Below are 23,154 nucleotides of genomic sequence, written 5' to 3' on the forward strand. Positions count from 1 at the left end.
GCCCCTATGTCCAGAACCGCTCTTCATCTTGTTGTCTTCCTCGCCGGCCTGCTGGCCGTGTGCTGGATCGGGGCCGGCTACATCGGCCATAACGCCGTTGGCGTTGGCGTCGCCCTGGTGATCGCCGCTGGCTACGTCGCCGGTGCGCTCGAACTGCGTCGCTACCGCGCCGACACCGCCGCCCTGGAGCAGGCCGTCGCCGCTGCCGAGACTGCCCCGGTCAACCTCGCCGAGTGGCTGCAGCAGGTGCCCGCCACCCTGCGCAACGCGGTCCGCCTGCGCGTCGAAGGCGAGCGCACCGCCCTGCCCGCGCCCACCCTCACCCCCTATCTGGTCGGGCTGCTGGTTCTGCTGGGCATGCTCGGCACTCTGCTCGGCATGATGGCCACCCTGCGCGGCACCGGCCTGGCGCTGGAAAGCGCCACCGACCTGCAGGCCATCCGTGGCTCGCTTGGCGCACCGGTCGAGGGCCTGGCCGTCGCCTTCGGCACCTCCATCGCCGGTGTTGCCACCTCGGCCATGCTCGGCCTGCTGTCGGCACTGAGCCGCCGCGAGCGCCTGGGCGTGGTGCAGCAGCTCGACACCCGCATTGCCACCACCCTGCACGTGCATTCGCAGAGCTGGCAGCGCGCTGAAACTTTCCGCCTGCTGCAGGCCCAGGCCGGACTGCTGCCGGCCCTGGTGGAGCGGCTGGAAGCAGTGAGCACCGCGATCAAGCAGCACAGCGGCAGCACCGGCGAGCGCCTGCTCAGCAGCCAGCAGTCGTTCCATCAGTCGGCCGAGCGGAGCCAGCAGCAACTGGCCAGCGCCCTGCAGCAGACCCTGCAGGACGGCGTGGCGCAGAGCGCGCGTGCCGTCGGCGAAGCGCTGCAGCCGCTGATGGCGCAGACCCTGGCGGGGCTGAGCGAGCAGAGCACGCAGCTGCAGCACAGCGTGCGCGATGCGGTGCAGGCGCAGCTGGGCGCACTCAGCAGCGGTTTCGAACAGAGCCAGACCCACACCCGCGAGACCTGGAGCAGCGCCCTTCGCGACCAGCAGCAGGCCCATGCCCAGCTCGCCGGCGACCTGCGCAGCACGCTGGAAGGCTTCAGCACTGCCCAGGGCGAGCACAGCCGCCAGCTTCTCGACGCGGTGGCCGCGCGCCTGGACGACACCGCCGCGCAGTGGAACAACGCGCAGCAGGTCCAGCAGCAGACCCATGCCGCGCTGATCGAACAACTGCGCGAGGCACTGCACACCACACAGTCCGAGCAGAACGCTCACGCCACCGCGCTGGTGGATGCCCTGGCCGCGCACATGCAGTCCAGCGCCGACACCTCGGCACAGGCGTGGCGTGACACCCTGGCCAGCCAGCAGAGCGTCAACGCCGAACTGGCCGAGCGCAACCAGCAGGCCCTGGTCAGCGCCACCGCCAGCTTCGACAGCCACGCCCGCGCCCTGGTGGATGGCCTGCAATCGGCCCACACCGGCCTGCAGGACACCCTGGAAGCGCGCGATGCGCAGCGTCTGGACACCTGGCGCGACGCATTCGCCCGCCTGTCCGAACAGCTGGGCCAGCAGTGGGAAACCAATGGTGCGCAGGTCGCGGCCAGCCAGCAGGCGGTCTGCGAGACGCTGGCCAGCACCGCGCACCAGATAGGCACCCAGGCGCAGGATCACGCGCGCGAAACCATTGCCGAGATCTCGCGTCTGGTGACCCTGGCATCGGAAGCACCGAAGGCCGCCGCCGACGTGGTCGCCGAACTGCGCCAGAAGCTGTCCGACAGCATGGTCCGCGACACCGCCATGCTGGAAGAACGCACGCGCCTGCTGGGCACGCTGGAAACCCTGCTGGACGCGGTCAATCACGCCAGCACCGAACAGCGCACCGCCGTGGACGCGCTGGTCAGCACCTCGGCCGAGCTGCTGGAACGCGTCGGCACCCGCTTTGGCGAACAGATCAGCAGCGAAGCCGGCAAGCTGGAGCACGCGGCGGCGCAGGTCAGCGGCAGCGTGGTCGAAGTGGCCAGCCTGGCCGAAGCCTTCGGCAGCGCCATGCACAGCTTCGGCAGCGCCAGCACGGGGCTGGGCGAACAGCTGCAGCAGGTGGCCGGCGCGCTCGACGCATCGATGACGCGCAGTGATGAGCAGCTGGCCTACTACGTCGCCCAGGCACGTGAAGTGGTCGACCTGAGCGTGCTGTCGCAGCAGCAGATCATTGAAGAACTGCAGCAGCTGGCCGGACGTTGCCGCAACGCCGGGGCCGCCACCGCATGAGCGAGGAGATCGAACTCGACGGCGAAACCAGCACCCCGGTGTGGGCCGCGTTCGGCGACCTGATGTCGGTGCTGCTCGGCGCGTTCGTGCTGATTCTGGTCGGCGTGGTCGCGATCCAGCTGGAGCTTTCGCAGCGTTTGGACCAGGAAGTGGCCCAGCGCGAGGCCGAAGCCAAGCGCCGCCAGACCCTGGAGCAGGCCCTGGCCGGTCCGCTGGCGGCGGGCCGGGTCACGTTGGTGGATGGCCGCATCGGCATCCGCGGCAGCGTGCTGTTCGCACTGAACTCCGACCAGCTGCAGCCGGAAGGCCGCGAGCTGCTGAAGAGCCTGGCCGCGCCACTGGCCGGTTACCTGGCCTCGCGCGAGGAAATCCTGATGGTCAGCGGCTTTACTGACGACCAGCCGGTGCGCGATACCAACCGCCAGTTCGCCGATAACTGGGAACTGTCCGCGCAGCGCTCGCTGACCGTGACCCGTGCGCTGATCACCGAAGGGGTGCCGGCAGGCTCGGTGTTTGCGGCTGCCTTTGGTGCCGAACAGCCGGTGGACAGCAACAGCAGCGAAGAAGGCCGCTCGCGCAATCGCCGCGTGGAAATGGCCCCGATTCCGCGTCCCAAGGCAACCGACGCCGCGGACCACGGCACCGATGGCCGCTGACGGCCACGCCACGCCAGCGCAGTTGCAGCGCTGGCGCACGCAGGGACACGACCGTATCGACCCGGTGCATTTCGCGTTCCTCGAAGCGTTGCAGCAGCGTGCCCACGCCCACGACGGCGCGCTGCGGCGGGTGCTGGATGCCCGCATGCAGGTGCTGCTGGACGCCTATGCGGCACGCATTGAATCGCAGCCCGCGACGGCTGACGCAACGGCGCGACCGGCCGTTACCCTGAGCGACCTGCCCGCGCCGCGCAACGCCGACTACCCGCAGCTGCCGGCATTGGCCGAATTCCGTTCGATGTGGGCCAGCCTGCGCACCGAAAGCCAGGTTCGCCAGACCCTGGCCCAGGAAGCCCCCAGCGACAGCGGGCCGCTGAATTCCAGCATGCTGGTGCACCGCACGCTGGGCTGGATGGGCGAGGTATCACCCGGTTACCTGCAGCATTTCCTCGCGTACGTGGACAACCTCGCCTGGCTGGACACGCTGCAGCAGCGCGGCACCCTGCCCAGCCGCGACAGCGCCGCGCCGGGCGCGAAACCGCGCCGCCGTACCGCGCGCTAGCCGCGCAGGGTCGCGCCGCCGTCCACGTAAAGGTCGCTCATGGCGATGTGGCCGGCCTGGTCGGACAGCAGGAACATCACCGCCTGCGCCACGTCTTCGGGGTTGGCCAGCTTGCCCAGTGGAATACCCGCCTTGAAGGTCTCCGGCGTGCCGGCAATGACGCGCTGCGCGCCCTGATCATCCGCCCACATGCCGGTCTGCATCGGCGTCAGCGTCGACCCCGGCGCCACGATGTTGCAGCGGATGCCATGCGGTGCCAGTTCCAGTCCCAGGCAGCGGGTGAACATGGTGGCAGCCGCCTTGGAGGCCGCATAGGCCGCCATGCCATGGCGCGGCACGCCGGCCGCATTCGAGCTGACCGTGACGATGGCCCCACGCCGCCGTGGCGTCATCACCCGCGCCAGCGCCCGCCCCAGGTGGAACACGCCATCGGTGTTGACCGCGAACACGCTGCGCCACTGCGCATCGCTGATGCCGGTCACTTCACCCACCTGCAGCACACCGGCCACGTTGACCCCGAAGCCAATGGGGCCGAGCTCGGCCTCCACAGCGTGCACGCGCGCATCGACGGCCGCGGCGTCGCTGACATCCAGCGCATGCAGGTGCAGACGTGGATGGGCCGTCCGCACCGGCGCTTCACGATCGGTCGCCACCACCACCGCACCGCTGTCCAGCAGCAGCTGCACCAGTGCCGCGCCAATGCCGCCTGCCGCACCGGTCACCAGCGTCACGGTGCCGTCGAATCCGGTCAGTTTCATGCCGTGGAATCCTTGTCTGAATCGAAATCGGAAAGATGCCGTGACAACCACGGAGCCAGCTGGGCCACCGCATCGCGTCCGGTCAGTTCGCTGTGCAGGAAGGGCAGCGGCATCGACGCCACGCGTGCCGCGTGCGCCTGCCACAGCGACGACTGCAGCTGCGGACGCTGCACATGGTCACGTGCCGCACGTACATGCGTGAGGGCTCCATCGAAGCGACGATGATGATGCTCGCGGATCAGCCGGTTCGTGCCGGTCACCGCGCGCACCACGCCGTCGAGCACCGCGTCCGGCAGATGGCCAAGCGCACTGTCACCGCGACGCAGGAAGTTCACGATGCGCTCGCGACTGTCCAGCTCCGGATGACCGTCCGGGTCGTAACCGGCAATCGCCAGCAGCGCCCGCAATGCGGCCACCGGGTCGGGTTCGGGCTCTGCCCGCCAGCATTCGCTGGGATAGGCATCCAGCAGAACCAGTGCCCCCACCGCGCGGCCGTGCGTGTGCAGATGCACCGCAATGGCCTGGGCGATGATGCCGCCGACCGACCAGCCAAGCAGATGCACCGGCCCTTCCGGCTGTCGTTCGACGATGCGCGCGGCGTACTGCGCCGCCAGCGCCTCAATGCTGTGCGGCAGTGGCGCGGCGGGATCAAGCGCCGGTGACTGCAGGCCGAAAACCGCGCGTGCGGGCTGAAGCGCATTGGCCAGCTCGCGATAGTTCCAGGCGATGCCGCCGGCCGGATGGATCACGAACAGCGGTGCCGTGTCCGTATCGCCCTGGGCCAGGGTGATCAGCGGCCCCAGACCGTGATTGGTCTCGACCGCCGGCGCATCCAGACGCGCGGCCAGCGCAGCCACCGTGGGGTGCTCGAAAACACTGCCGAGACCCGGGTCCTGCGCCCAGTGCTGCTGGATCTCCAGCAGCAGCCGCACCGCACTCAGCGAATCACCGCCCAGCGCGAAGAAGTCCGCATCGGCATCCACCGGGGCGGACAACGCCAGCACCTGCGCGAACAACCGCGCCAGCACCCGTTCGCTTTCCGTGGCCGGGGCACGCCCTGCCACCGCCTGCATCGGCGGTGCAGGCAGCGCATCACGATCCAGCTTCCCATTCGCGGTGACAGGCCAGTGGTCAACGCTCAAGAAGGCCGACGGCACCATGTAATCCGGCAGGTGCTGCACCGCGTGCTGACGCAGTGTCGTTGCGTCCACCGATGTGCCGGAGACATAGGCCACCAGCATCGTCTCGCGCAGCAATACCGCCACCCGGTCTACCGCCGGAACCGCACGCAGCGCGGCCTCGATTTCTCCCAGCTCGATACGCAGGCCGCGCAGCTTCACCTGGTGGTCGCTGCGCCCCAGGTACTCCACGGCACCGTCGCGACGCCAGCGCGCCCGGTCGCCGGTCCGGTACATCCGCGCACCGGGCACATGCGGGTCGGCGATGAAGCGTTCGGCGGTCAGGTCATCGCGCCCCAGGTAACCGCGGGCCAGCTGCACCCCGCCCAGATACAGGTCCCCGGGCACGCCGTCGGGCACCGCGTGCAGCTGCGCATCCAGCACATACAGGCGCGTGTTCCAGACCGGGTAGCCGATCGGTACCGGCTGCGAAGTGTCCTCGGCACCGGCCGGCCACCAGCTCACATCCACGGCCGCCTCGGTGGGGCCATACAGGTTGTGCAGCTGGGCCTGCATGCGCGCATGGAAACGATCACGCAGCGCCGCGTCCAGCGCTTCGCCACTGGTGAACACCTGACGCAGCGTCAGCCCTTGGGATTCCGGTACCGCCAGAAACGCGTCCAGCATCGACGGCACGAAATGCACCGTGCTGATCCGGGCGGTGCGGATCAGCTGCGCCAGCGCCTGCGGGTCGCGATGGACATCCGGGGCTGCGATCACGAGCGTGCCGCCACTGATCAGCGGCAGGAAGAATTCCCACACCGACACATCGAAGGTCGCCGGCGTCTTCTGCAGCACGCGCTCGGCGGCTCCGAAGCCGTAGTGATGTCGCATCCACTGCAGACGGTTGACGATGGCGCGGTGCTCCACCAGCACGCCCTTGGGTTCACCGGTGGAGCCGGAGGTGAAGATCACATAGGCCGCATCATCAGGCTGCGCGCTGTCATCCAGCACGTCCGACGCCTGCTCCGACCAGTCCGCGGGCGTCAACACCGGCAGGCCGCCGAAGCGCGCTGCGTGTTCTGACTCGGCAAGCACGCAGACCGGCCGGCCGATCTCCAGCACCCGACGCAGCCGCGCATCTGGATGCGCCAGATCCAACGGCAGGTAAGCCGCACCCGCACGCAGCACCGCCACCAATGCCACCAGCAACGACAGCGAACGCGGCAGCGCCACCACCACGCGGCTCTCACGCGCCACACCGCACGCGCGCAGTTGCAGCGCCAGCGCCCGGCTGCGTGCCTCCAGCGCCGCATAGCTGAGCGATTCGCCCTCGAACTCCAGCGCGATGGCGTCCGGCGTGGCGTGCATCTGCGCCAGCAACAACGCCGTCAGCGAAACATCTTCGACCGGATACGCGGTCGCGTTGACCGCATGCAGCCAGTGCTGCTCCTCGTCCGGTGTGGCCAGCGGGATGTCCCCCATGCAGCCACCCTCGCCCAGCACGCGCAGCGCCTGTGCCACGAAATGCGGTAGGCGCGCGGCGTGCGCCGCCATCGCGGTGCGGTCGAACAGGGCCGGGTTCGCTTCGATCTCCAGTTGGAGGCTGTTCACAGCATCACCACGGAAGCCGAAGGTGACCTCGTCCACCGGCCCGGTGCCCAGAATCTCCAACGTCGCCGTGGACCCCTGCCACGGCAACGGCCGATAGAACGGCTGCACGTTCACCAGCGGGCCGTGCAGGCGATGCTGACGACCAACCCAGCCCAGGTCGCGACGCAGCTGCTCTCCCCGGTAGCGGCCATGTCGACGTCCACGCACCAGGTCACGCACGGTCTCGCGCAGGTACGCCTCCACGCTGTCCTCATCGCGTGCGCGCGTGCGCACCGGCAACACGTTCATCACCATGGTCGGCACCCGCGCCGAGGCGCTGCCCAGCCGCCCCATGCTCGGCACGCCCAGCACCGCTTCGTCCTGTGCGGTCATGCGCTGGCAGTAGGCCGCCACCAGTGCGGTCAGCAGGTCCGGCCACGGCTGGCCGATCTGCGCGGCAGCGGTGTGCAGTGCGGTGCACAGGGTCGCCGGCACCGGCCAGACGCCGCGCAACGCATCTGCTGCTGGCGGGGACGCGCTGCCAGCCTCGGCCGGTACCGCACCAGACATGTAGCTGTGCCACCACGCCGCATCGGCGCTGCGACGCTCGCTGCTGCGGTAGGTGATGTCCTCGTCCAGTACCGGTTCCCACGGCTGAAGAGCCGCCTGTGCCGCTTCCCCGGCATACAGCGCGCAGAGCCGCTCCCCCAGCAGCGCCATGCCGTAGCCGTCGGTGGCCAGATGATGCACCCGCAGGTACCAGACGTGCCGTTGCGGCCCGAGCACGAACAGGCGCTGCTGGGCGATGCGGTCACGCTGTGGGTCCACCGGGCTCAGCCGGTCGTGGTCCATGGCGTCGCGTGCTGCCTGCGCCGGATCCGCTGCGCTGGACAGGTCGATGACCTGCAGTCGCGGCACGTGCGCAGGGTCCAACCACTGCTCCGGCAGGCCATCGGCGCTCTCGGCAAAGCGCAGCGCCAGCGCACTGGCTTCCATGGCCATCTGGTCCGCTGCGGACACGAAACGGCCGATATCCAACGCACCGTCGAACCACACTGCGTGGGCGGTATTGAACGCGGCCGGTGCCGTCGCCAGTCGCTGCGCGTACCACAGACCGGTCTGTGCCTCGCTCAAGGCATACCGGCGCAGCACCTCCTCGGCTGCAGCGACCGCATGCCCGCTCATGCCGGGGTGAGGCCCTGCAGGCGCTGCACCACGTTCCACCACGCGCGCAGCGTGGTGTGTTCGGCCAGATGACCGAACTCAAGCGGAATGCCGGTGTTACCCCAGGCCAGCACCAGTCCCAGCACGCGCATGGAATCCAGTCCCAGGTCCATCAGATGCTCATCGTCGCCCACCACATCGGGCGTTTCGCCGAGCATGCCAGCAATGTCGGCGCGCATGCGCTCGAGCGTGAGCGGCGTGGTGTCGGTGGTCATGCCAGCTGCTCCAGCAGGGTATCGGTAGTCAACGGCACGCCGGTGGTGCGGGCGATCCAGTGCAGCGCCAGGTCGTGGTCGGCGCGCGAGAAATCCGCCACCGCATCGGCGGCAATGAACGCTTCGATATCCCGTTGGAACGCTTCGCTCACCGTGGCGGTACAGCCGATGTGCGCATACACCCCGGTCACCAGCAGCTGGTCGCGGCCACGTGCCCGCATCATCGTTTCCAGGTTGCTGCGCTGGAACGCGCTGTAGCGGTGCTTCACCAGCACGTGGTCGCCGGCCGCAGGAGCCAGCGCGTCGATGATGGTTTCGTGCTCGGCAATGGCCTGCATGCCAGGACCCCACAGGTCAGCCTGCAGCCCACGGTCGCGACGGTCCTGGTTGCCGCGCTGCGCGGTGTAGAACACCGGAATGCCGCGCTGGCGGCAGTGCTGCAGCAGGCGTGCGATGTTGGCAATGGCCGGGGCCAGCGGGCTGGCATCGGCGGCGAACGCGGCCAGGAAATACTGCTGCATGTCATGCACCAGCAGTGCAGCGCGGTCGGCCTGCAGTGTCCACGGTCCGCGAGGCGCAGGCAGTTCTGCTGCAACGGGCAGCGGATAGGGAGCAATCTTCGGCAGCGCCATCAGCGCGGTTCTCCAGTCTGTTGCAGATGATGGTCGCGCAGCTGCGCACGCAGCTCGCGACGACTGATCTTGCCGACGGCGGTGGTGCCGAACGCCGGCACGAACACCACCTGGTCGGGCACCTTGAACGCGGCAACGCCCCGCCCGCGTACCCACGCCTTGAGCTGGGCGGCAGTGGGCGCTTCCCCTTGGGCAATCACGAAGGCACAGCTGCGTTCACCCAGATACGGGTCCGGAATCGACACCACCGCCGCATCGAACACAGCACTGTGGGCGAGCAGATGGTCCTCGATTTCCTCGGCGGAAATCTTCTCGCCGGCCCGGTTGATGTGGTCGCCAGCACGCCCCTGCACCACCAGATAGCCACCCGGCAACTGCTGCACGCGGTCGCCGGTGCGGTAGAAGCCGTCTTCGGTGAACGAGCGCGCATTCGCACCGGGGTCGTTGTGATAGGCCCCGATGGTGTATGGCCCGCGCGTGAGCAGATGCCCCACTTCGCCCGGCGCCACCGGGTGGCCGTGGTCGTCCAGCACAAGCACTTCGTCGTCCGGCGAGATCGGCCGACCCTGCGTGCCCAGCACGATGTCTTCGGCATCATGCAGCCGGGTGTAGTTGACCAGCCCCTCCGCCATCCCGAACACCTGCTGCAGCTGGCAGCCCAGGCCATCCACAACGCGACGCGCGGCTTCCGGTACCAGCTTGGCCCCGCCGACCTGCATCACCTTCAGGCTGGACAGGTCGTGTGCACTGGTCGGGGCCGCCTGCGCCCACAGCAGCGCCAGCGGCGGCACCAGCCCCACGCAGGTCACCTGCTCGCGCGCGATAAGCGGGAACGCCACGTCCGGACCCGGCCCCGCGCTCAGCACGACCCGCGCGCCGGCATACAGCGCGCCAAGGAAACCGGGCGAACTCATCGGGAAGTTGTGTGCGGCCGGCAGCGCAACCATGTACACCGTGCTGCGGTTGATCGCGCAGATCTCGTTGCTGGCCCGCACCGAATACAGATAGTCGTCGTGGGTGCGCGGAATCAGCTTGGACAGGCCGGTGCTGCCACCGGACAGCTGCAGGAATGCCACCGACTGCGGGTCCGGGTCGGGCGGCAGCGTGGCCGTGTCGCCATCCAGCGATGCCACACTCGTGAATTCCTCACCGTCACCGCTGATCAGCACGTGCTGCAGCGCAGGACGTGCCGCCTGCAGTTCACGCGCCAGTGTGCGGTAGTCGAAGCCTTCGTACTGCGCACTGGCGATGTAGGCGTTGGCCTGGGCCTTGTCCAGCACATGGCTCACTTCGGTGAAGCGATGCGCTGGCAGCGCATACACCGGAATCAGGCCGGCGCGGAAAAGCCCGAACACCACCGCAATGAAATCGGCCGTGTTGCCCAGCTGCACCACCACCCGGTCGCCCGGGCGCAGCCCCCGCGCCAGCAGACCGGCCCCGATACGCCCGGCGTACTGCCAGAGTTGCGCGTAGGTCAGCCGGACCTCACCGCCGATCACCGCAAGGTCATCGGGGTGGGCCTCGGCGCGCGCGCGCAGCAGGCCCGGCAGGGTTTCGCCCCGCCAGTAGCCGGCCGCGCGATAGCGCGCGACGCGGGCCGCTGGCCAGGTCTGCGCCAATGGCAGGCGCGCATGCGCGTCGTTGGAGTGCATCATCATGAAACGTTTTCCGTTGAAGCCGCATGGCCGACGCCCAGGGCGCTCAGCATTGCGGTGAATTTCGCTGCCGTTTCGGCAACTTCGAACTCAGGCTGCGAGCCGGTCACAATGCCCGCGCCCGCGAACACCTGCGCCTGCGCGCCCTGCACGCGTGCGCAGCGGATTGCCACATACCATTCGCCATCACCGTCAGCATCCATCCAACCCACTGCGCCGGCGTAGAAACCACGTGGATTCGGCTCCAGCCGGCGAATGCTGTACATCGCGTCGTCGCGTGGCGTGCCACACACCGCCGGAGTGGGATGCAGTGCCGCCACCAGCGCGGCCACCGGTGTGGTCGGGTCGCGCAGGGTCGCTTCAATACGCGTGCCCAGATGCCACATGCTGGCGGTGGAATGCAGTTCCGGTGCCTTGGGCGCGCGGATGTCGCTGCACCACGGCGTGAGCGCTTCAACAATGGCCTCGACCACGTAGCGGTGCTCGTCATGGTCCTTGGCGGAGCCCAGCAGCGCTTCGGCCGCCGCCGCATCTTCGACCGGATCAGCACTGCGACGCGCTGAACCGGCCAGCGGATGCGAGCACACGCGTAGCCCCTGCCGCGACACCAGCAGCTCCGGGCTGGCCCCCACCAGCCACGCCGGCGGCCGGCGCGGGTCGCCCGGCAGCGCCGCGACGAACGGAGCCACCCCGGCATCCTGGCCCAGCCGCAACGCCAGGGCATGCGGGTCGATCGGCGCGGTGGCATTCACGTGCAGGCTGCGTGCCAGCACTACTTTTCGCAGCGGCGTATAGGGATTGTTCAACGTGTCCAGCGCGTGTTCCACGGCGCGGGCATACGCGTCGGGTGCCGGCTCGCTGCGGATGTCGCCGACAAACGCCGGCGTGCTGTGGCCGCCTGACGGTAATGCGTTCATCAACGAAACCGGTTGATACAGCACATCCCACCCGGTTGGATCGAACGGCAGCGCGCCTACCAGCAGCGGCAGCCCGGCGGGCGCGGCATTGAAGAAGGCGTTCACCCGCTCGTGCAAGGTCGCGGTGCCACCTGCCGGCAGCATGGCTTGGCAGCCGCGGGCGTCCAGCGTGCGCGTACCGGTGCGCAGCAGGAATCCTGGTGCCGCCTCGTCCAGTGCAATACCGCCGAACATGTCTTCGTTTGCGCTGGAGAAGTACTGGGCCTCGCTCATGGCGCGCGCCTCGCATGCAGTGCCGCAGCGACGGACAGCGTCAGCAACAGCACGCCGACCAACAGGTAAGGTAACGAAGGGATCACCCGATACAGCAGTGTCCCCACCATCGGCCCGATCACCATGCCGAACCCCTGCACGGAGGCCACCGCACCGGCGGCGGCCCCCTGCTCGTGCGCGTCCACCGAATCAGCGGCCAGTGCCTGGAACGACGGAAACACGAAGCCCATCCCAAAAGCGGCCAACGCGTAGGTCGCCAGCAGCTGCCACGGCGCCTGTACCAGGGCCACCGATGCGAAGCCGATGCCGGAAATCAGCGCGCCCACGGCGATCCAGCGCCGCGGCGGCACGCCTTTGAGTTTCATCACCCCGATCTGCGCCAGGATCAAGCCCACCCCGACCGCGGTCAGCGCCAGCCCGGCCATGCGCGCGCCGTCGGCCGGGCTCAGCCGCAGCCGATCGATGGCGAAGAAGCCGACCGTCACCTGCGCGATGGTTACCGAGATCATCGCCAGGAACACCGCCAGCACCGGCAAGCGCAGCCGAGCGTCGTGCCAGGCCAGCGTGCTGCGTGGCCGGTCGGCGGCGGCCGCTGGCGCGGGTGCTGAAGGCAGCCCCCAGGCCACAGCACCCAATGCCAGCAGCGGCAGCAGCGCGGCCACATACAAGGTCAGCGACAGGTTCTGGTACGCCACCCATCCGGCCGCGGCCGGGCCGATCACCATGCCCAGCGCGTTGGCACTGCCCAGCTTGGCCATCACCCCGGCGCGTTCACCCGGCGGGGCCGCGTCGGCGACCAGTGCAGCAGCAGTTGGCGGCACGGCAGCATAGAACAGGCCCACCAGGGCGCGCGTGCCCACCAGCGCCAGCACCGAGAACCAGACCGCCGGCGGCGACCGCAGCGCGGTGTCTACGAACACCGCCATCACGATATAGATCAGGGCGTAGGCCAGCAGCGCGATCAGCAGCACCCGCTTGCGCCCGATGCGGTCGCTGAGACCGCCCCAGCGCCGGGCTGACAGCATCCATAACACCCCCGCCGCAGTCACCGACAAGCCGGCATGCCACTCGGACAACCCCAGCAGGCGCACCACCGGGCCCACCACCGCCACGAACGACATCATCGCCATCGTGCCCGCCAGGGCGGCGAACACCAGCGCAGGCAAGCCGGGAACAGAGGGAGTTGAGCGCATCACACACCACAAGCGAACAATTCGCAAATGATAACAGCTCTCATTTGTCGTCACACCCCAATCTTCCACACATTGACGTCGATCAACCCCTGACAACGCCCGGGGCGGTAGGCTGGACCCACTCCTCCCCCAAGGATGCTGCATGCACTCCACTCCCCTGCCCCCGCAACTGGGCGACGCCCACGCCATCGACCTGCAGATCATCAGCCTGATGGGCGAACTCTGGAGCGGCGAAGTCCGCGAAGTCAGCCTGCCCGGCGCGGAAGGCCGCTTCGGTGTAATGGCCCGCCACGCGCCGCTGCTGAGCACCCTGCGCGAAGGCATGGTTTCGGTGTTCCCCGCCGGCAGCGAACCGCCGCTGCATGTGTATGTCTCTGGCGGCTACGTCGAAGTACAGCCCGGCAAGGTGATCGTGCTGGCCGACCTGGCCCTGCGCGGCGAGGACCTGGACAAGGCCCGTGCCGATGCTGCCCGCGAGGCGGCCAGTTCGCCGATGGCACAGGACTTCACCGATGACGGCTACGCCAAGCTGCACGCCGAACTGATGCTGCAGCGGCTGCAGAACCTGCGCCAGTTACCCCCACGCTGATCCGGGCCCCGCGCCCTCTGGAACCCCCGCCATGCTCGCCTCCCTCAAGGCCCTGTTCCGCTACTTCAACAGCGTTGTACCGTTCCGCCTCGTCCCGGCGCTGATCACCACCGCCGTGCTGGTCACCCTGTTGCTGCTGCCCTGCCCGGAGGGCCTGACGCCCAAGGCGTGGGGGCTGGTGGCGATCTTTCTCACCACCATCGTGGCGATCATCCTGAAGGTGATGCCGATCGGGGTGATGGCGATGATGGCCATCGTCATCGTCTCCCTATCGCAGGTCACCTCCACCTCGTCCAAAGGAGCCATCATCGAAGCGCTGAGCAGCTTCGCCAGCCCGCTGATCTGGCTGATCGTGGTCGCCATTCTGATCTCACGCGGCTTGAAGAAGACCGGGCTGGGCAGCCGCATCGGCCTGATGTTCATCGCCCTGCTCGGCAAGCGCACCGTGGGCATCGGTTACGGGCTGACGGTCTGTGAACTGGTGCTGGCCCCGTTCACGCCCAGCAATACGGCGCGCGGCGGCGGCATCGTGCACCCGATCATGCGCTCGATCGCCAATGCCTTCGAGTCGGACCCGGCCAAGGGCACCCAGGGCAAGGTCGGCACCTATCTGGCGCTGGTGAACTACCACGCCAACCCGATCACCTCCGCAATGTTCCTCACCGCCACCGCACCCAACCCGCTGGTGGTGGACTTCGTGGCCAAGGCGACCAACCAGCAGTTCCACCTGAGCTGGACCACCTGGGCGCTGTGCATGCTGTTGCCTGGCCTGGTCTGCCTGCTGCTGATGCCGCTGGTGGTGTACCTGTTGTCGCCGCCGGAACTGAAGCACACCCCGAACGCTGTGGATTTCGCCAAGGGTGAGCTGCAGCAGATGGGCCCGCTCAGCGGCAAGGAGAAGGTGATGATGGGCACCTTCGGTCTGCTGCTGGTGCTGTGGGCCAACATTCCGGCGATGATCTTCGGGCCCGCATTTACCCTCGACCCCACCGTGGTCGCATTCCTGGGCCTGTTCCTGCTGATCATCACCGGCACCATCGACTGGGATGACGTGCTGTCGGAAAAGAGCGCCTGGGACACGCTGATCTGGTTCGGGGCCCTGGTGATGATGGCCGAGCAGCTGAACAAGCTCGGCGTGATCACCTGGTTCTCGGAGGGTATGAAGAACGCCATCGTCGCCAGTGGCATGGGCTGGCAGGCCATTGCCGCCGTGCTGGTGCTGGCCTTCGTGTTCTCGCATTACCTGTTCGCCAGCACCACCGCGCACATCAGCGCCATGCTGCTGGCCTTCCTGGGCGTGGGCGCACTGCTGATTCCGCCGGATTACGTGATTCCCTTCATGCTGATGATGACCGCCGGCTCGGCGATCATGATGACGCTCACCCACTACGCCACCGGCACCTCGCCGATCATCTTCGGCAGCGGCTACGTCACCCTCGGCACGTGGTGGCGCGTGGGCTTCGTGATGTGCGTGTTCGAGTTGCTGGTGTTCGCGACCGTGGGCGTCGCGTGGTGGAAGGTCCTCGGTCATTGGTGAGATGTACCGACCAACGGTCGGTACCTACCGGATGACACGGTACGTGCCGACCGATTGACGTGGCAGGTGCCGACCGTTGGTCGGCACACCGACGCATCGGGGTGCGGCAACCGGTCACGTTGCCACACCCTCAACACTACATATGATGTTGACGATGAGACGCGTCCACACTATGTTGTGTTTATCGGCTCCCCGCTTCCGCCAGGTCCGGTTCTCTCCGCATGGCACCTGGAAGCCCGCCTCTGGTCACCGCCCCGCTGCGGCCGTGACCTTCCGCCCCCGCCGGGGCCCGCCTCCATGACCGCCGTTTGGACACTCAACGGTTGAAACCTGACGTATCGACCAACGGTCGATACCCACCAGCATGGAACTGCGATGAACAACGAATTCAACACCCTGCCCGCCGACGTCGTGCCGGCAGTGGAACCAAGCACCGTGGCCGGCGAAGCCCCGCTGTGGATCACCAAGGAAGGCGGCAACCGCCGCATGCCGTTCGAGCCAGCGCGCCTGGAGCGCAGCCTGCGCGCGGTGCATGCCGAGTTCCCGGCGCTGGACCTGGCCGACTATCTGCGCGCCGTGCTCGCCCTGATCACCCGCCGCGCCCAGCTCAGCGCCGATGACCTGGTCGACCTGCTGGTGCGCGAGGCCGAATCCCGCATCGACCTGGTTGCGCCGGACTGGGAGCACTTCGCCGCGCGCCTGTACCTGCGCCGCCTGTACAAGCGCGCCAGCAAGAACCGCTTCTATGACGCCACCCTGCGTTACGGCTCCTACGTGGGGCTGCAGGAAAGCCTGGCCGACCGCAATGTGTATTCCATCGACATCCTCAAGGCCTACTCCAAGGAAGAACTGGAAGAAGCCGGGCGCATGATCGACCCGGAACGCGACAAGCTGTTCGCCTACAACGGCCTGTACCTGCTGGCCACGCGCTACCTCGCCACCGACCACTCACGCGGCGTGTTCGAGCTGCCTCAAGAGCGCTGGCTGACCATCGCGCTGTACCTGATGCAGCACGAGCACCTGCACGGCGAGCGCTCGCGCCGCCGGCGCATGCTGCTGGTGCGCGAGGCATACTGGGCACTGTCCAACCTGTACATGACCGTGGCCACACCGACCCTGGCCAACGCCGGCAAGACCGGTGGGCAGCTGTCGTCCTGCTTCATCGACACCGTCGATGACAGCCTGCAGGGCATCTACGACTCCAACACCGACATCGCCCGCGTGTCCAAGCACGGCGGTGGCGTGGGTGCCTACCTGGGCTATGTGCGCTCGGCCGGTGCGCCGATTCGGGGCGTTGCCAACTCGTCCGGCGGCGTGGTGCCGTGGATCAAACAGCTCAACAACACGGCGGTCAGCGTCGATCAGCTGGGCCAGCGCAAGGGCGCGATTGCGGTCTATCTGGACATCTGGCATCGCGACATCGAGGCCTTCCTCGATCTACGCCTGAACAACGGCGACCAGCGCCTGCGTGCGCACGACGTGTTCACCTCGGTGTGCCTGCCCGACCTCTTCATGGAAGCGGTGGAACGACGCGGCGACTGGTACCTGTTCGACCCGCACGAAGTGCACCGGATCAAGGGCTGGTACCTGCAGGACTTCCACGACGAGCAGCGCGGCCAGGGCAGCTTCCGCACCCGCTACGCCGAAGTGGTGGCCGACGAACGGATCAGCCGGCGTACGGTGAAAGCCATCGATCTGTTCAAGCGGATCATGGTCAGCCAGCTGGAAACCGGCAATCCCTTCATGTTCTACCGCGATGAAGTGAACCGGAAGAACCCGAACAAGCACGCCGGCAACATCTATTCCAGCAACCTGTGTACCGAGATCCTGCAGAACATGAGCCCGACCCGGCTGATGCAGGAAATGATCAGCGGCGACCAGATCGTCACCACCCGCCAGGCCGGCGACTTCGTGGTCTGCAATCTGTCCTCAATCAACCTGGGCCGTGCGGTCATCGCCGCGCCGGACCTGCTGGACCACGACGTGCTGGAGCGGCTGGTCAGCGTGCAGGTGCGCATGCTCGACAACGTGATCGACCTCAATCAGCTGCCGGTACCGCAGGCCACCGTCACCAACCGAAAGTACCGCGCCATCGGCCTGGGCACGTTCGGCTGGCATCACCTGCTGGCGCAGCAGCAGATCGCCTGGGATGACCCGCGTGCCGAGGATTACGCCGACGCCCTGTATGAGCGGATCAACTTCCTGGCGATCCGCGCCAGCCTGCAGCTGGCCCAGGAAAAGGGTCGCTACAGCGCCTTCCTTGGCAGCGAGTGGCATAACGGCGAGTACTTCCGTGCGCGCGGCTACACCAGCCCGGCCTGGCAGGAACTTGCCGCGCAGGTCGGCGTGCATGGGCTGCGCAATGGCTGGCTGATGGCGGTGGCCCCGAACATGAGTACCGCGCAGATTGCCGGTTCCACTGCGTCCATTGATCCGGTGTATGGCGCGTTCTATTACGAGGAGAAGAAAGACTTCCGCCGACCGGTGGCCGCACCGGGGTTGTCGCTGGAGACGTACCCGTATTACGAGAAGGGCGCGTACCGGCTGGACCAGTTCGCCAGCATTCGTCAGAACGCACGGAGACAGCGGCATGTGGACCAGGCGATCAGTTTCAATCTGTATGTGCCGAGCACGATCCGGGCGAGCACGTTGTTGGCGTTGCATATGAGCGCGTGGAAGGAAGGGATCAAGACCACGTATTACGTGCGGTCGAACGATATCGATATCGACGAGTGCGAATGGTGCAGTTCATGACCGGTGGGTGACGACCGTTGGTCGTCACGCCCCAACCGCCCCCATACACAACGGAAAGACCCCATGGCCACCCCGCTCGAACGCATCAAAATCCTCGAACCGCGCCACCCCAACCGCTCCACCGGCATCATCAACGGCCGGACCAGCGGCATCCTGAACTGGAACGACATTCCCTACCCGTCCTTCTACCGGGCGTACAAGGAACTCTCGACCAACTTCTGGATTCCCGACGAAGTGGACATGAAGGGCGACGCGCGCCAGTACGGCGAGCTCTCTGCCCGGGAAAAGAACGCCTACGATTCCATCATCGGCCTGCTGGCCACACTGGACTCGCCGCAGACCCGTTTCATCTACAACGTGGCCGAATACATCACCGACCCGGCCGCGCATGCCAATGCGGCGATCATCGGCCAGCAGGAAGTCATCCATAACGAGAGCTACAGCTACGTGCTGGCCTCCATCGCCGGGCTGGCCGACCAGAACCGGGTGTTCGAACTGGCCCGCACGCACCCCACCATTCTGGCCCGCAACGCGCCGATCATGGAATCGTACGACGACTTCATGCGCGAGAAGACCGCCGAGACGTTGATCCGCTCGCTGATCCAGTCGTCCATCCTGGAAGGCATCAACTTCTATTCCGGCTTTGCCTTCTTCTACAACCTGGTGCGCCAGAACCGGATGACCGGCACCGGCAAGATCATCAGCTTCATCAACCGCGACGAACTGGCCCACACCAAGTTCATCAGCGAACTCATCCGCGCCATCATCGGCGAGAACCAGGCACTGCAGGGCGACCAGCTCACCGCCTACGTGCACGACGCGTTCGAGCACGCCATCGCGCTGGAAACGCGCTGGACCGGCGAGGTGCTGGATGGCATCGACGGCATCGATGTGGACGAGATGATCCGCTACGTGAAGTACCGCGCCAACAAGATGGCCGGCATGCTGGGCATCGACAAGCTGTACAGCGACGCCAATGCCAACGTGATGCCGTGGATCAAGGCGTATGCGGACAATTTCACCGAGACCAAGACCGATTTCTTCGAGATGCGCAACGCCAGTTACAAGAAGACCAATTCGGACAACGGATTCGACGACCTGTAGTGCCACGCCATGCGTGGCATCGACGGCCAGCCAACCCCTGTAGTGCCACGCCATGCGTGGCAGACCTCACACCATGCACATCCTGATCGCCTTCGCCTCCCTCAGCGGCAACACCCGTGAGGTCGCGCGCCTGCTCGCCGCGCACTGCCGCGGCCGCGGCCACGCGGTCGACTGGCTGGAAGCCGACGAAGATCCCGAGCAGGCACTGCAAATCCTCGCCCGCCCACACGATCGCTACCTGTTTGGCGCATGGACCGACAACGCCGGGCGCACGCCCGCCGAGATGAAAGACTTCGTCTCCCTCCTACGCGACCACTCCGGCCTGCCACCCGCCGACCGCGTCGCCATCTTCGGCACCGGCGAAACCCAATGGGGCCTGGAGTACTACTGCGGAGCCGCGCACCGGCTGGCCAGCTACTTCCACTCCCCTTACCCGGTGCTGGAGATCGAGCAGATGCCCCACGGCGACGCCGACCGCCACGCCATCCAACAATGGGCCGACCAGGTACTGGCCGCGCCCGGGAGCCTCGCCACATGCTGACCCTGCAGGCGCACAGCGCCGATGACTACCACGCCGCCCTGCGCGACCACCCCACCGTGCTGGTGGACTTCTACAAGGACCAGTGCCCTGGTTGCCGGATGCTGGACATGGCCTTGACCCAGGTGGCCCGCACACCGGCAGCAGCCGACGTGGTGCTGCTCAAGGTGAAGCTGGAAACCGTTGGCGAAACTTTCTTCCGCGACCTCGGCCTGCGCCAGACCCCCACCCTGAGCCTGGTGCGTGACGGAAACGAAGTGCAGCGCATGGCCGGCTACCAGTCTCCCGCGCAGATCGAAGCCGCACTGGCCCCGTAGAGCCGGGCTTGCCCGGCTGCTCTCGCCCGGCTGCTCTTCACGCCAAGCCGACACAGCCTTGCCCATCCTGAACCAGCGGTTACAGGGCACACACCATGCAACTTGTTGCATGGGTCCGCGGCGGCCGCGGCCGGATCATTTGCGACATCGAATGACTTCCGGTTTGAGGTTGTGAACCAACGGGGGTTGTCGTTTCACGATCCACGCTCCGGAGATTTCACAATGCGGCCTCTCTCTCAGTGCAGCCAGCGCTGTGCGCTGTTCAGCGCCATCGCCTTGTCCCTTGCCACCCTGCCCCTGCAGGTCAGTGCCGGTACCGTCACCGGCCCCGGCAACACCCACACCCTCAACCCGGGCGACCCCAACGAGTTATGGGACGTCACCGACCAGGCCGAGCTGATCATTGCCCCGGGCGGTGCCACCAGCGGCATCCAGGTCGACAACGCCACCGTGACCGGCAACGGTGCCCTGCTGGGCGGCCTGTTCGGCATCCGACTGGCCAACACCAGCACCGGCACCCTCACCGGTGGCAGCATCATCATTAGTTCCACCTCCGGCGACGCGGGCGTGGTCGCCTCCGGCAGCACGCTGGACATCGAGGGCATGACCATCACCTCGGCCGGGCGCGGCCTCAGCAGCACCGGCGCGGGCAGCGCGCTCACCCTGCGCAACACCTCGATCAGCGCGGGCGGCGAAGCGCTGGAGCTGGGCGACGGCGCAAGCCTGGTGCTCGACAACGTACAGGCCAGCTCCGACGGCAGCAGCGGCGCGGGCATCGCGCTGGACATCAGCGGCGGCACCGCACAGGTCAGCAACAGCACCTTCAATGGCAGCGCCAACGGCGTTGCCATGACCGGCGGCACGCTGCTGCTGGCCGACTCGCAGGTGCAGGCCACCGGCACCGCGATGGCCCTCGCCGGCAATGCGGCGTCGCAGCCCACCGCTACCGTGACCGGCAGCGGCAGCCTGATCAGCGGTTCGATCGGGGCCAGCGTGACCAACGGCTCCACTTTGAATGTGGTCGGTGCGACCGTGCGCGGCACCGGTACTGGCACCAGTGGCGGCACCGGCGCGGGTGTGGCGCTGATCAACGGCAATCTGGTGCTGAGCCAGGGCGCGCGCGTGGAAGGCACCCGGCACGGCATCTATCTCACTGGTTCAGCGGTGGGCAACAACAGCATCCAGATCGACGCCTCCAGCGTCACCGCCAGCGACGGCCCGGCCATCAACGCGCCGTTGGCCGGCAATGCCGACATCACGGTCAGCAATGGGTCCTCGCTGGTGGGCGGCAATGGCGTCGCGCTGCAGGTTGGCGCGAACGCCGCGGTCAATCTCGACGTCACCGGCTCGTCGATCAGCGGCGACATCGTCGGTGCCACGCTCGGGGCCAACGCCGCCACCGTCAACGTCACCCTGGGCAGCGGCGCGCAGCTGCAAGGGGCCATCATCAACGGCACCAACGTGGCGCTGAGCGATGCCAGTTGGCTGCTCACCGCCGACAGCAACGTGCAGCAGCTCGACGTCGGCAGCGGTGCGGTGGTGCAGTTCGGCGACGGCAGCGCCTTCCACACCCTGCAGGTGGCCGGCAACTACAGCGGCGACGGCGGCACGCTGCGGTTCAACACGGTGCTGGCCGGCGATGACGCGTCCTCGGACCGGCTGGTCATCGACGGTGACAGCAGCGGCCAGACCAACGTGGAAGTGAACAACGTCGGCGGTGCCGGCGCGCTGACCAGCCGCGGCATCCAGCTGGTGCAGGTGGGCGGCGCGTCCAATGGCCAGTTCGATCTGATCGGCCGCGCGGTCGGCGGACAGTATGAGTACTTCCTTTTCAAAGATGCCGGCGACGGCGACTGGTACCTGCGCTCCGAACTACCGGTGCAGCCGGATCCCTGCGACATCGACCCGACCCTGCCCGAATGCGAAGGCCCGGTGGAACCGCCGCCGGAGCCGGAGCCGGTGCTGCGTCCCGAACCCGGTGCCTACCTCGCCAACCTGCAGGCCGCCGGCGGCATGTTCCGACTGGGCTATCACCACCGTCAGGCCGGCCAGAACGGTGGCCGTGCCTGGGCCCGCGTGGACGGTACACGCTCGGGCTTCGGGGCCAACCTGCAGCAGTTGAACGTGCGTGGCAGCAGCCAGGCATTGAGTGTGGGCACCCAGTTGTTCGGCAACGAACGCGGCAGCGGCGTGGGCGTGATGCTCGGCAGCGGCAATGGCAGCAGCACCTCCACCAGCGTGCTCACCGGCTATTACGCGCGCGGCAAAGTGAAAGGCAACGCACTGGGCGTGTATGGCACCTGGCGCGGTGTTGGCGGCGATGACCCGTATGTCGGCCTGTACGTGGACGGGTCGGTGCAGCGGGCGGTGTTCCGCAATGAAGTAGAAGGCAACGCGCTGGCTACCGAACGCTATGACAGCAAGGCATGGCAGGGCGCGGTGGAAGTGGGCTATGCGGTGACGGTGCGCCAGTCCGGCAACAGCCGCGTGTTCCTGGAACCGCAGTTGCAGGTGGGCTACACCCGTTGGGACGACGTGCGCCACGTCGAACGCAACGGCACCCTGGTGCACACCGCGGACGCCAGTGGTGCGTTCGGCCGCGTCGGCGTGCGGCTGTCCGGCGTGACCCGCTGGGATGGCAGCGCCGCCGAGGTGCAGCCGTATCTGGCCGCGAACTGGCTGCGCAACGGCAGCAACCCGTATGTGCGCATGGACGACGAGGCCGTCGATGCGCGCATTCCACGCCAGCGCGGCGAGTTCAGCGCCGGGGCCAGCGTGCGCTTCCCCAGCGGCCTCGGTGCCTGGGCCGGATTGGCACTGGAGCGTGGCTCCGGCTACCACCAGCGCAGTGCACAGCTCGGCCTGAGCTACCGCTGGTAACGGTCAGTTCGAGCGGACGGACAACAGTCCGATCCGCTTGAACCACCACTCGAGCGGCAGCGTGACCAGCGGCGGGATCGCCGCCAGCAGCGCCAGCAGCGTGGCCCACCACGGCCAGCGCTGGCGCAGCGCGGTCAGCACGCTGACCACCACGTAGACCATGAAGGCCAGGCCGTGCACCGGCCCGAAGATACGCACGCCCAGCGTGGTGGGTTCACCGGCGTGATACTTGAAGTACATGCCGACCAGCAGGCCCGCCCAGGTAAAGGCTTCAAACAGCGCCACGATGGCGAACACGCGGCCCATCGGGCTGAGCGGAGCAGAGGTTTTCAAAAGCGAACCCGGTGATCACGGCAAAGGGGCCACCATGATAGCCGGGTTAT

At 67.4% G+C, this 23,154-nt stretch carries 18 protein-coding genes; 10 read left to right on the top strand and 8 right to left on the bottom strand.

All coding sequences use genetic code 11. From position 1 onward, the window contains the following. Positions 1-6 precede the first annotated feature (6 nt). The 3 genes from PDM29_RS18370 to PDM29_RS18380 are packed head-to-tail and all read left to right on the top strand — an operon-like array spanning position 7 to position 3,474. Positions 7-2,256, top strand: a complete 2,250-nt coding sequence (locus PDM29_RS18370) for a DUF802 domain-containing protein (protein WP_311191481.1) — start codon at positions 7-9, stop codon at positions 2,254-2,256. Next, complete coding sequence (locus PDM29_RS18375) at positions 2,253-2,912, top strand: OmpA family protein (protein WP_311191482.1); 660 nt, start codon at positions 2,253-2,255, stop codon at positions 2,910-2,912. The genes PDM29_RS18370 and PDM29_RS18375 overlap by 4 nt, the downstream gene beginning before the upstream one ends. Then, positions 2,902-3,474, top strand: a complete 573-nt coding sequence (locus PDM29_RS18380; RefSeq protein ID WP_311191483.1) for a DUF2894 domain-containing protein — start codon at positions 2,902-2,904, stop codon at positions 3,472-3,474. Before PDM29_RS18375 ends, PDM29_RS18380 begins: the two co-directional genes overlap by 11 nt. Here the strand turns inward: PDM29_RS18380 and PDM29_RS18385 are convergent. The 7 genes from PDM29_RS18385 to PDM29_RS18415 are packed head-to-tail and all read right to left on the bottom strand — an operon-like array spanning position 3,471 to position 13,052. Further along, on the bottom strand, positions 3,471-4,232 hold the full coding sequence (locus tag PDM29_RS18385; protein WP_311191484.1) for a 2,3-dihydro-2,3-dihydroxybenzoate dehydrogenase: 762 nt from the start codon (positions 4,230-4,232) through the stop codon (positions 3,471-3,473). The two genes, PDM29_RS18380 and PDM29_RS18385, sit on opposite strands and share 4 nt — an antisense overlap. Further along, positions 4,229-8,128 carry an amino acid adenylation domain-containing protein gene (locus PDM29_RS18390; protein WP_311191485.1) on the bottom strand — a complete coding sequence of 1,300 codons (3,900 nt, stop codon included), beginning with the start codon at positions 8,126-8,128 and terminating at the stop codon, positions 4,229-4,231. Before PDM29_RS18390 ends, PDM29_RS18385 begins: the two co-directional genes overlap by 4 nt. Beyond that, positions 8,125-8,382, bottom strand: coding sequence for a phosphopantetheine-binding protein (locus PDM29_RS18395; protein WP_311191486.1), 258 nt, complete (start codon positions 8,380-8,382; stop codon positions 8,125-8,127). The genes PDM29_RS18390 and PDM29_RS18395 overlap by 4 nt, the downstream gene beginning before the upstream one ends. Beyond that, positions 8,379-9,014 carry an isochorismatase family protein gene (locus tag PDM29_RS18400; protein WP_311191487.1) on the bottom strand — a complete coding sequence of 212 codons (636 nt, stop codon included), beginning with the start codon at positions 9,012-9,014 and terminating at the stop codon, positions 8,379-8,381. The genes PDM29_RS18395 and PDM29_RS18400 overlap by 4 nt, the downstream gene beginning before the upstream one ends. Continuing rightward, positions 9,014-10,669 (bottom strand): (2,3-dihydroxybenzoyl)adenylate synthase, encoded by a 1,656-nt coding sequence (locus PDM29_RS18405; protein WP_425508764.1) that lies wholly within the window; start codon positions 10,667-10,669, stop codon positions 9,014-9,016. Before PDM29_RS18405 ends, PDM29_RS18400 begins: the two co-directional genes overlap by 1 nt. Beyond that, positions 10,669-11,859, bottom strand: a complete 1,191-nt coding sequence (locus tag PDM29_RS18410; RefSeq protein ID WP_311191488.1) for an isochorismate synthase — start codon at positions 11,857-11,859, stop codon at positions 10,669-10,671. The genes PDM29_RS18405 and PDM29_RS18410 overlap by 1 nt, the downstream gene beginning before the upstream one ends. Then, on the bottom strand, positions 11,856-13,052 hold the full coding sequence (locus tag PDM29_RS18415; protein ID WP_311191489.1) for an MFS transporter: 1,197 nt from the start codon (positions 13,050-13,052) through the stop codon (positions 11,856-11,858). Before PDM29_RS18415 ends, PDM29_RS18410 begins: the two co-directional genes overlap by 4 nt. 142 nt (positions 13,053-13,194) lie before the next feature. On the opposite strand from PDM29_RS18415, the gene atpC reads away from it, so the two are divergent. The 7 genes from atpC (at position 13,195) to PDM29_RS18450 (ending at position 22,771) form a co-directional block, all read left to right on the top strand. Beyond that, a complete protein-coding gene (gene atpC, locus PDM29_RS18420) occupies positions 13,195-13,641 on the top strand; it encodes an ATP synthase F1 subunit epsilon (protein WP_311191490.1) in 447 nt (148 codons plus the stop codon). Positions 13,642-13,672: 31 nt separating this feature from the next. Further along, the gene (locus PDM29_RS18425) at positions 13,673-15,178 is read left to right on the top strand and encodes a DASS family sodium-coupled anion symporter (RefSeq protein WP_311191491.1); all 1,506 of its coding nucleotides are present in this window, start codon (positions 13,673-13,675) and stop codon (positions 15,176-15,178) included. Positions 15,179-15,553: 375 nt separating this feature from the next. Next, positions 15,554-17,932, top strand: a complete 2,379-nt coding sequence (locus tag PDM29_RS18430; RefSeq protein WP_311191492.1) for a ribonucleoside-diphosphate reductase subunit alpha — start codon at positions 15,554-15,556, stop codon at positions 17,930-17,932. Between the two features lie 63 nt (positions 17,933-17,995). Next, on the top strand, positions 17,996-19,036 hold the full coding sequence (locus PDM29_RS18435) for a ribonucleotide-diphosphate reductase subunit beta (protein WP_311191493.1): 1,041 nt from the start codon (positions 17,996-17,998) through the stop codon (positions 19,034-19,036). Between the two features lie 73 nt (positions 19,037-19,109). Further along, positions 19,110-19,577 carry a flavodoxin gene (locus PDM29_RS18440; RefSeq protein WP_311193833.1) on the top strand — a complete coding sequence of 156 codons (468 nt, stop codon included), beginning with the start codon at positions 19,110-19,112 and terminating at the stop codon, positions 19,575-19,577. After that, the gene (locus tag PDM29_RS18445) at positions 19,571-19,891 is read left to right on the top strand and encodes a thioredoxin family protein (RefSeq protein WP_311191494.1); all 321 of its coding nucleotides are present in this window, start codon (positions 19,571-19,573) and stop codon (positions 19,889-19,891) included. The genes PDM29_RS18440 and PDM29_RS18445 overlap by 7 nt, the downstream gene beginning before the upstream one ends. A gap of 222 nt (positions 19,892-20,113) precedes the next feature. Next, positions 20,114-22,771 carry an autotransporter family protein gene (locus PDM29_RS18450; protein ID WP_311191495.1) on the top strand — a complete coding sequence of 886 codons (2,658 nt, stop codon included), beginning with the start codon at positions 20,114-20,116 and terminating at the stop codon, positions 22,769-22,771. Positions 22,772-22,774: 3 nt separating this feature from the next. Here the strand turns inward: PDM29_RS18450 and PDM29_RS18455 are convergent, their stop codons facing one another. Continuing rightward, positions 22,775-23,104 carry a DUF3817 domain-containing protein gene (locus PDM29_RS18455; RefSeq protein ID WP_185750215.1) on the bottom strand — a complete coding sequence of 110 codons (330 nt, stop codon included), beginning with the start codon at positions 23,102-23,104 and terminating at the stop codon, positions 22,775-22,777. Between the last annotated feature and the right edge of the window lie 50 nt (positions 23,105-23,154).

The organism is Stenotrophomonas oahuensis, from assembly GCF_031834595.1.
Taxonomy (GTDB): domain Bacteria; phylum Pseudomonadota; class Gammaproteobacteria; order Xanthomonadales; family Xanthomonadaceae; genus Stenotrophomonas; species Stenotrophomonas oahuensis.

Coding starts and splice junctions, on each gene's coding strand:
- PDM29_RS18370 (WP_311191481.1), top strand. CDS start 7: ATGTCCAGAACCGCTCTTCATCTTGTTGTCTTCCTCGCCGGCCTGCTG.
- PDM29_RS18375 (WP_311191482.1), top strand. CDS start 2,253: ATGAGCGAGGAGATCGAACTCGACGGCGAAACCAGCACCCCGGTGTGG.
- PDM29_RS18380 (WP_311191483.1), top strand. CDS start 2,902: ATGGCCGCTGACGGCCACGCCACGCCAGCGCAGTTGCAGCGCTGGCGC.
- PDM29_RS18385 (WP_311191484.1), bottom strand. CDS start 4,232: ATGAAACTGACCGGATTCGACGGCACCGTGACGCTGGTGACCGGTGCG.
- PDM29_RS18390 (WP_311191485.1), bottom strand. CDS start 8,128: ATGAGCGGGCATGCGGTCGCTGCAGCCGAGGAGGTGCTGCGCCGGTAT.
- PDM29_RS18395 (WP_311191486.1), bottom strand. CDS start 8,382: ATGACCACCGACACCACGCCGCTCACGCTCGAGCGCATGCGCGCCGAC.
- PDM29_RS18400 (WP_311191487.1), bottom strand. CDS start 9,014: ATGGCGCTGCCGAAGATTGCTCCCTATCCGCTGCCCGTTGCAGCAGAA.
- PDM29_RS18405 (WP_425508764.1), bottom strand. CDS start 10,669: ATGATGCACTCCAACGACGCGCATGCGCGCCTGCCATTGGCGCAGACC.
- PDM29_RS18410 (WP_311191488.1), bottom strand. CDS start 11,859: ATGAGCGAGGCCCAGTACTTCTCCAGCGCAAACGAAGACATGTTCGGC.
- PDM29_RS18415 (WP_311191489.1), bottom strand. CDS start 13,052: ATGCGCTCAACTCCCTCTGTTCCCGGCTTGCCTGCGCTGGTGTTCGCC.
- atpC (WP_311191490.1), top strand. CDS start 13,195: ATGCACTCCACTCCCCTGCCCCCGCAACTGGGCGACGCCCACGCCATC.
- PDM29_RS18425 (WP_311191491.1), top strand. CDS start 13,673: ATGCTCGCCTCCCTCAAGGCCCTGTTCCGCTACTTCAACAGCGTTGTA.
- PDM29_RS18430 (WP_311191492.1), top strand. CDS start 15,554: ATGAACAACGAATTCAACACCCTGCCCGCCGACGTCGTGCCGGCAGTG.
- PDM29_RS18435 (WP_311191493.1), top strand. CDS start 17,996: ATGGCCACCCCGCTCGAACGCATCAAAATCCTCGAACCGCGCCACCCC.
- PDM29_RS18440 (WP_311193833.1), top strand. CDS start 19,110: ATGCACATCCTGATCGCCTTCGCCTCCCTCAGCGGCAACACCCGTGAG.
- PDM29_RS18445 (WP_311191494.1), top strand. CDS start 19,571: ATGCTGACCCTGCAGGCGCACAGCGCCGATGACTACCACGCCGCCCTG.
- PDM29_RS18450 (WP_311191495.1), top strand. CDS start 20,114: ATGCGGCCTCTCTCTCAGTGCAGCCAGCGCTGTGCGCTGTTCAGCGCC.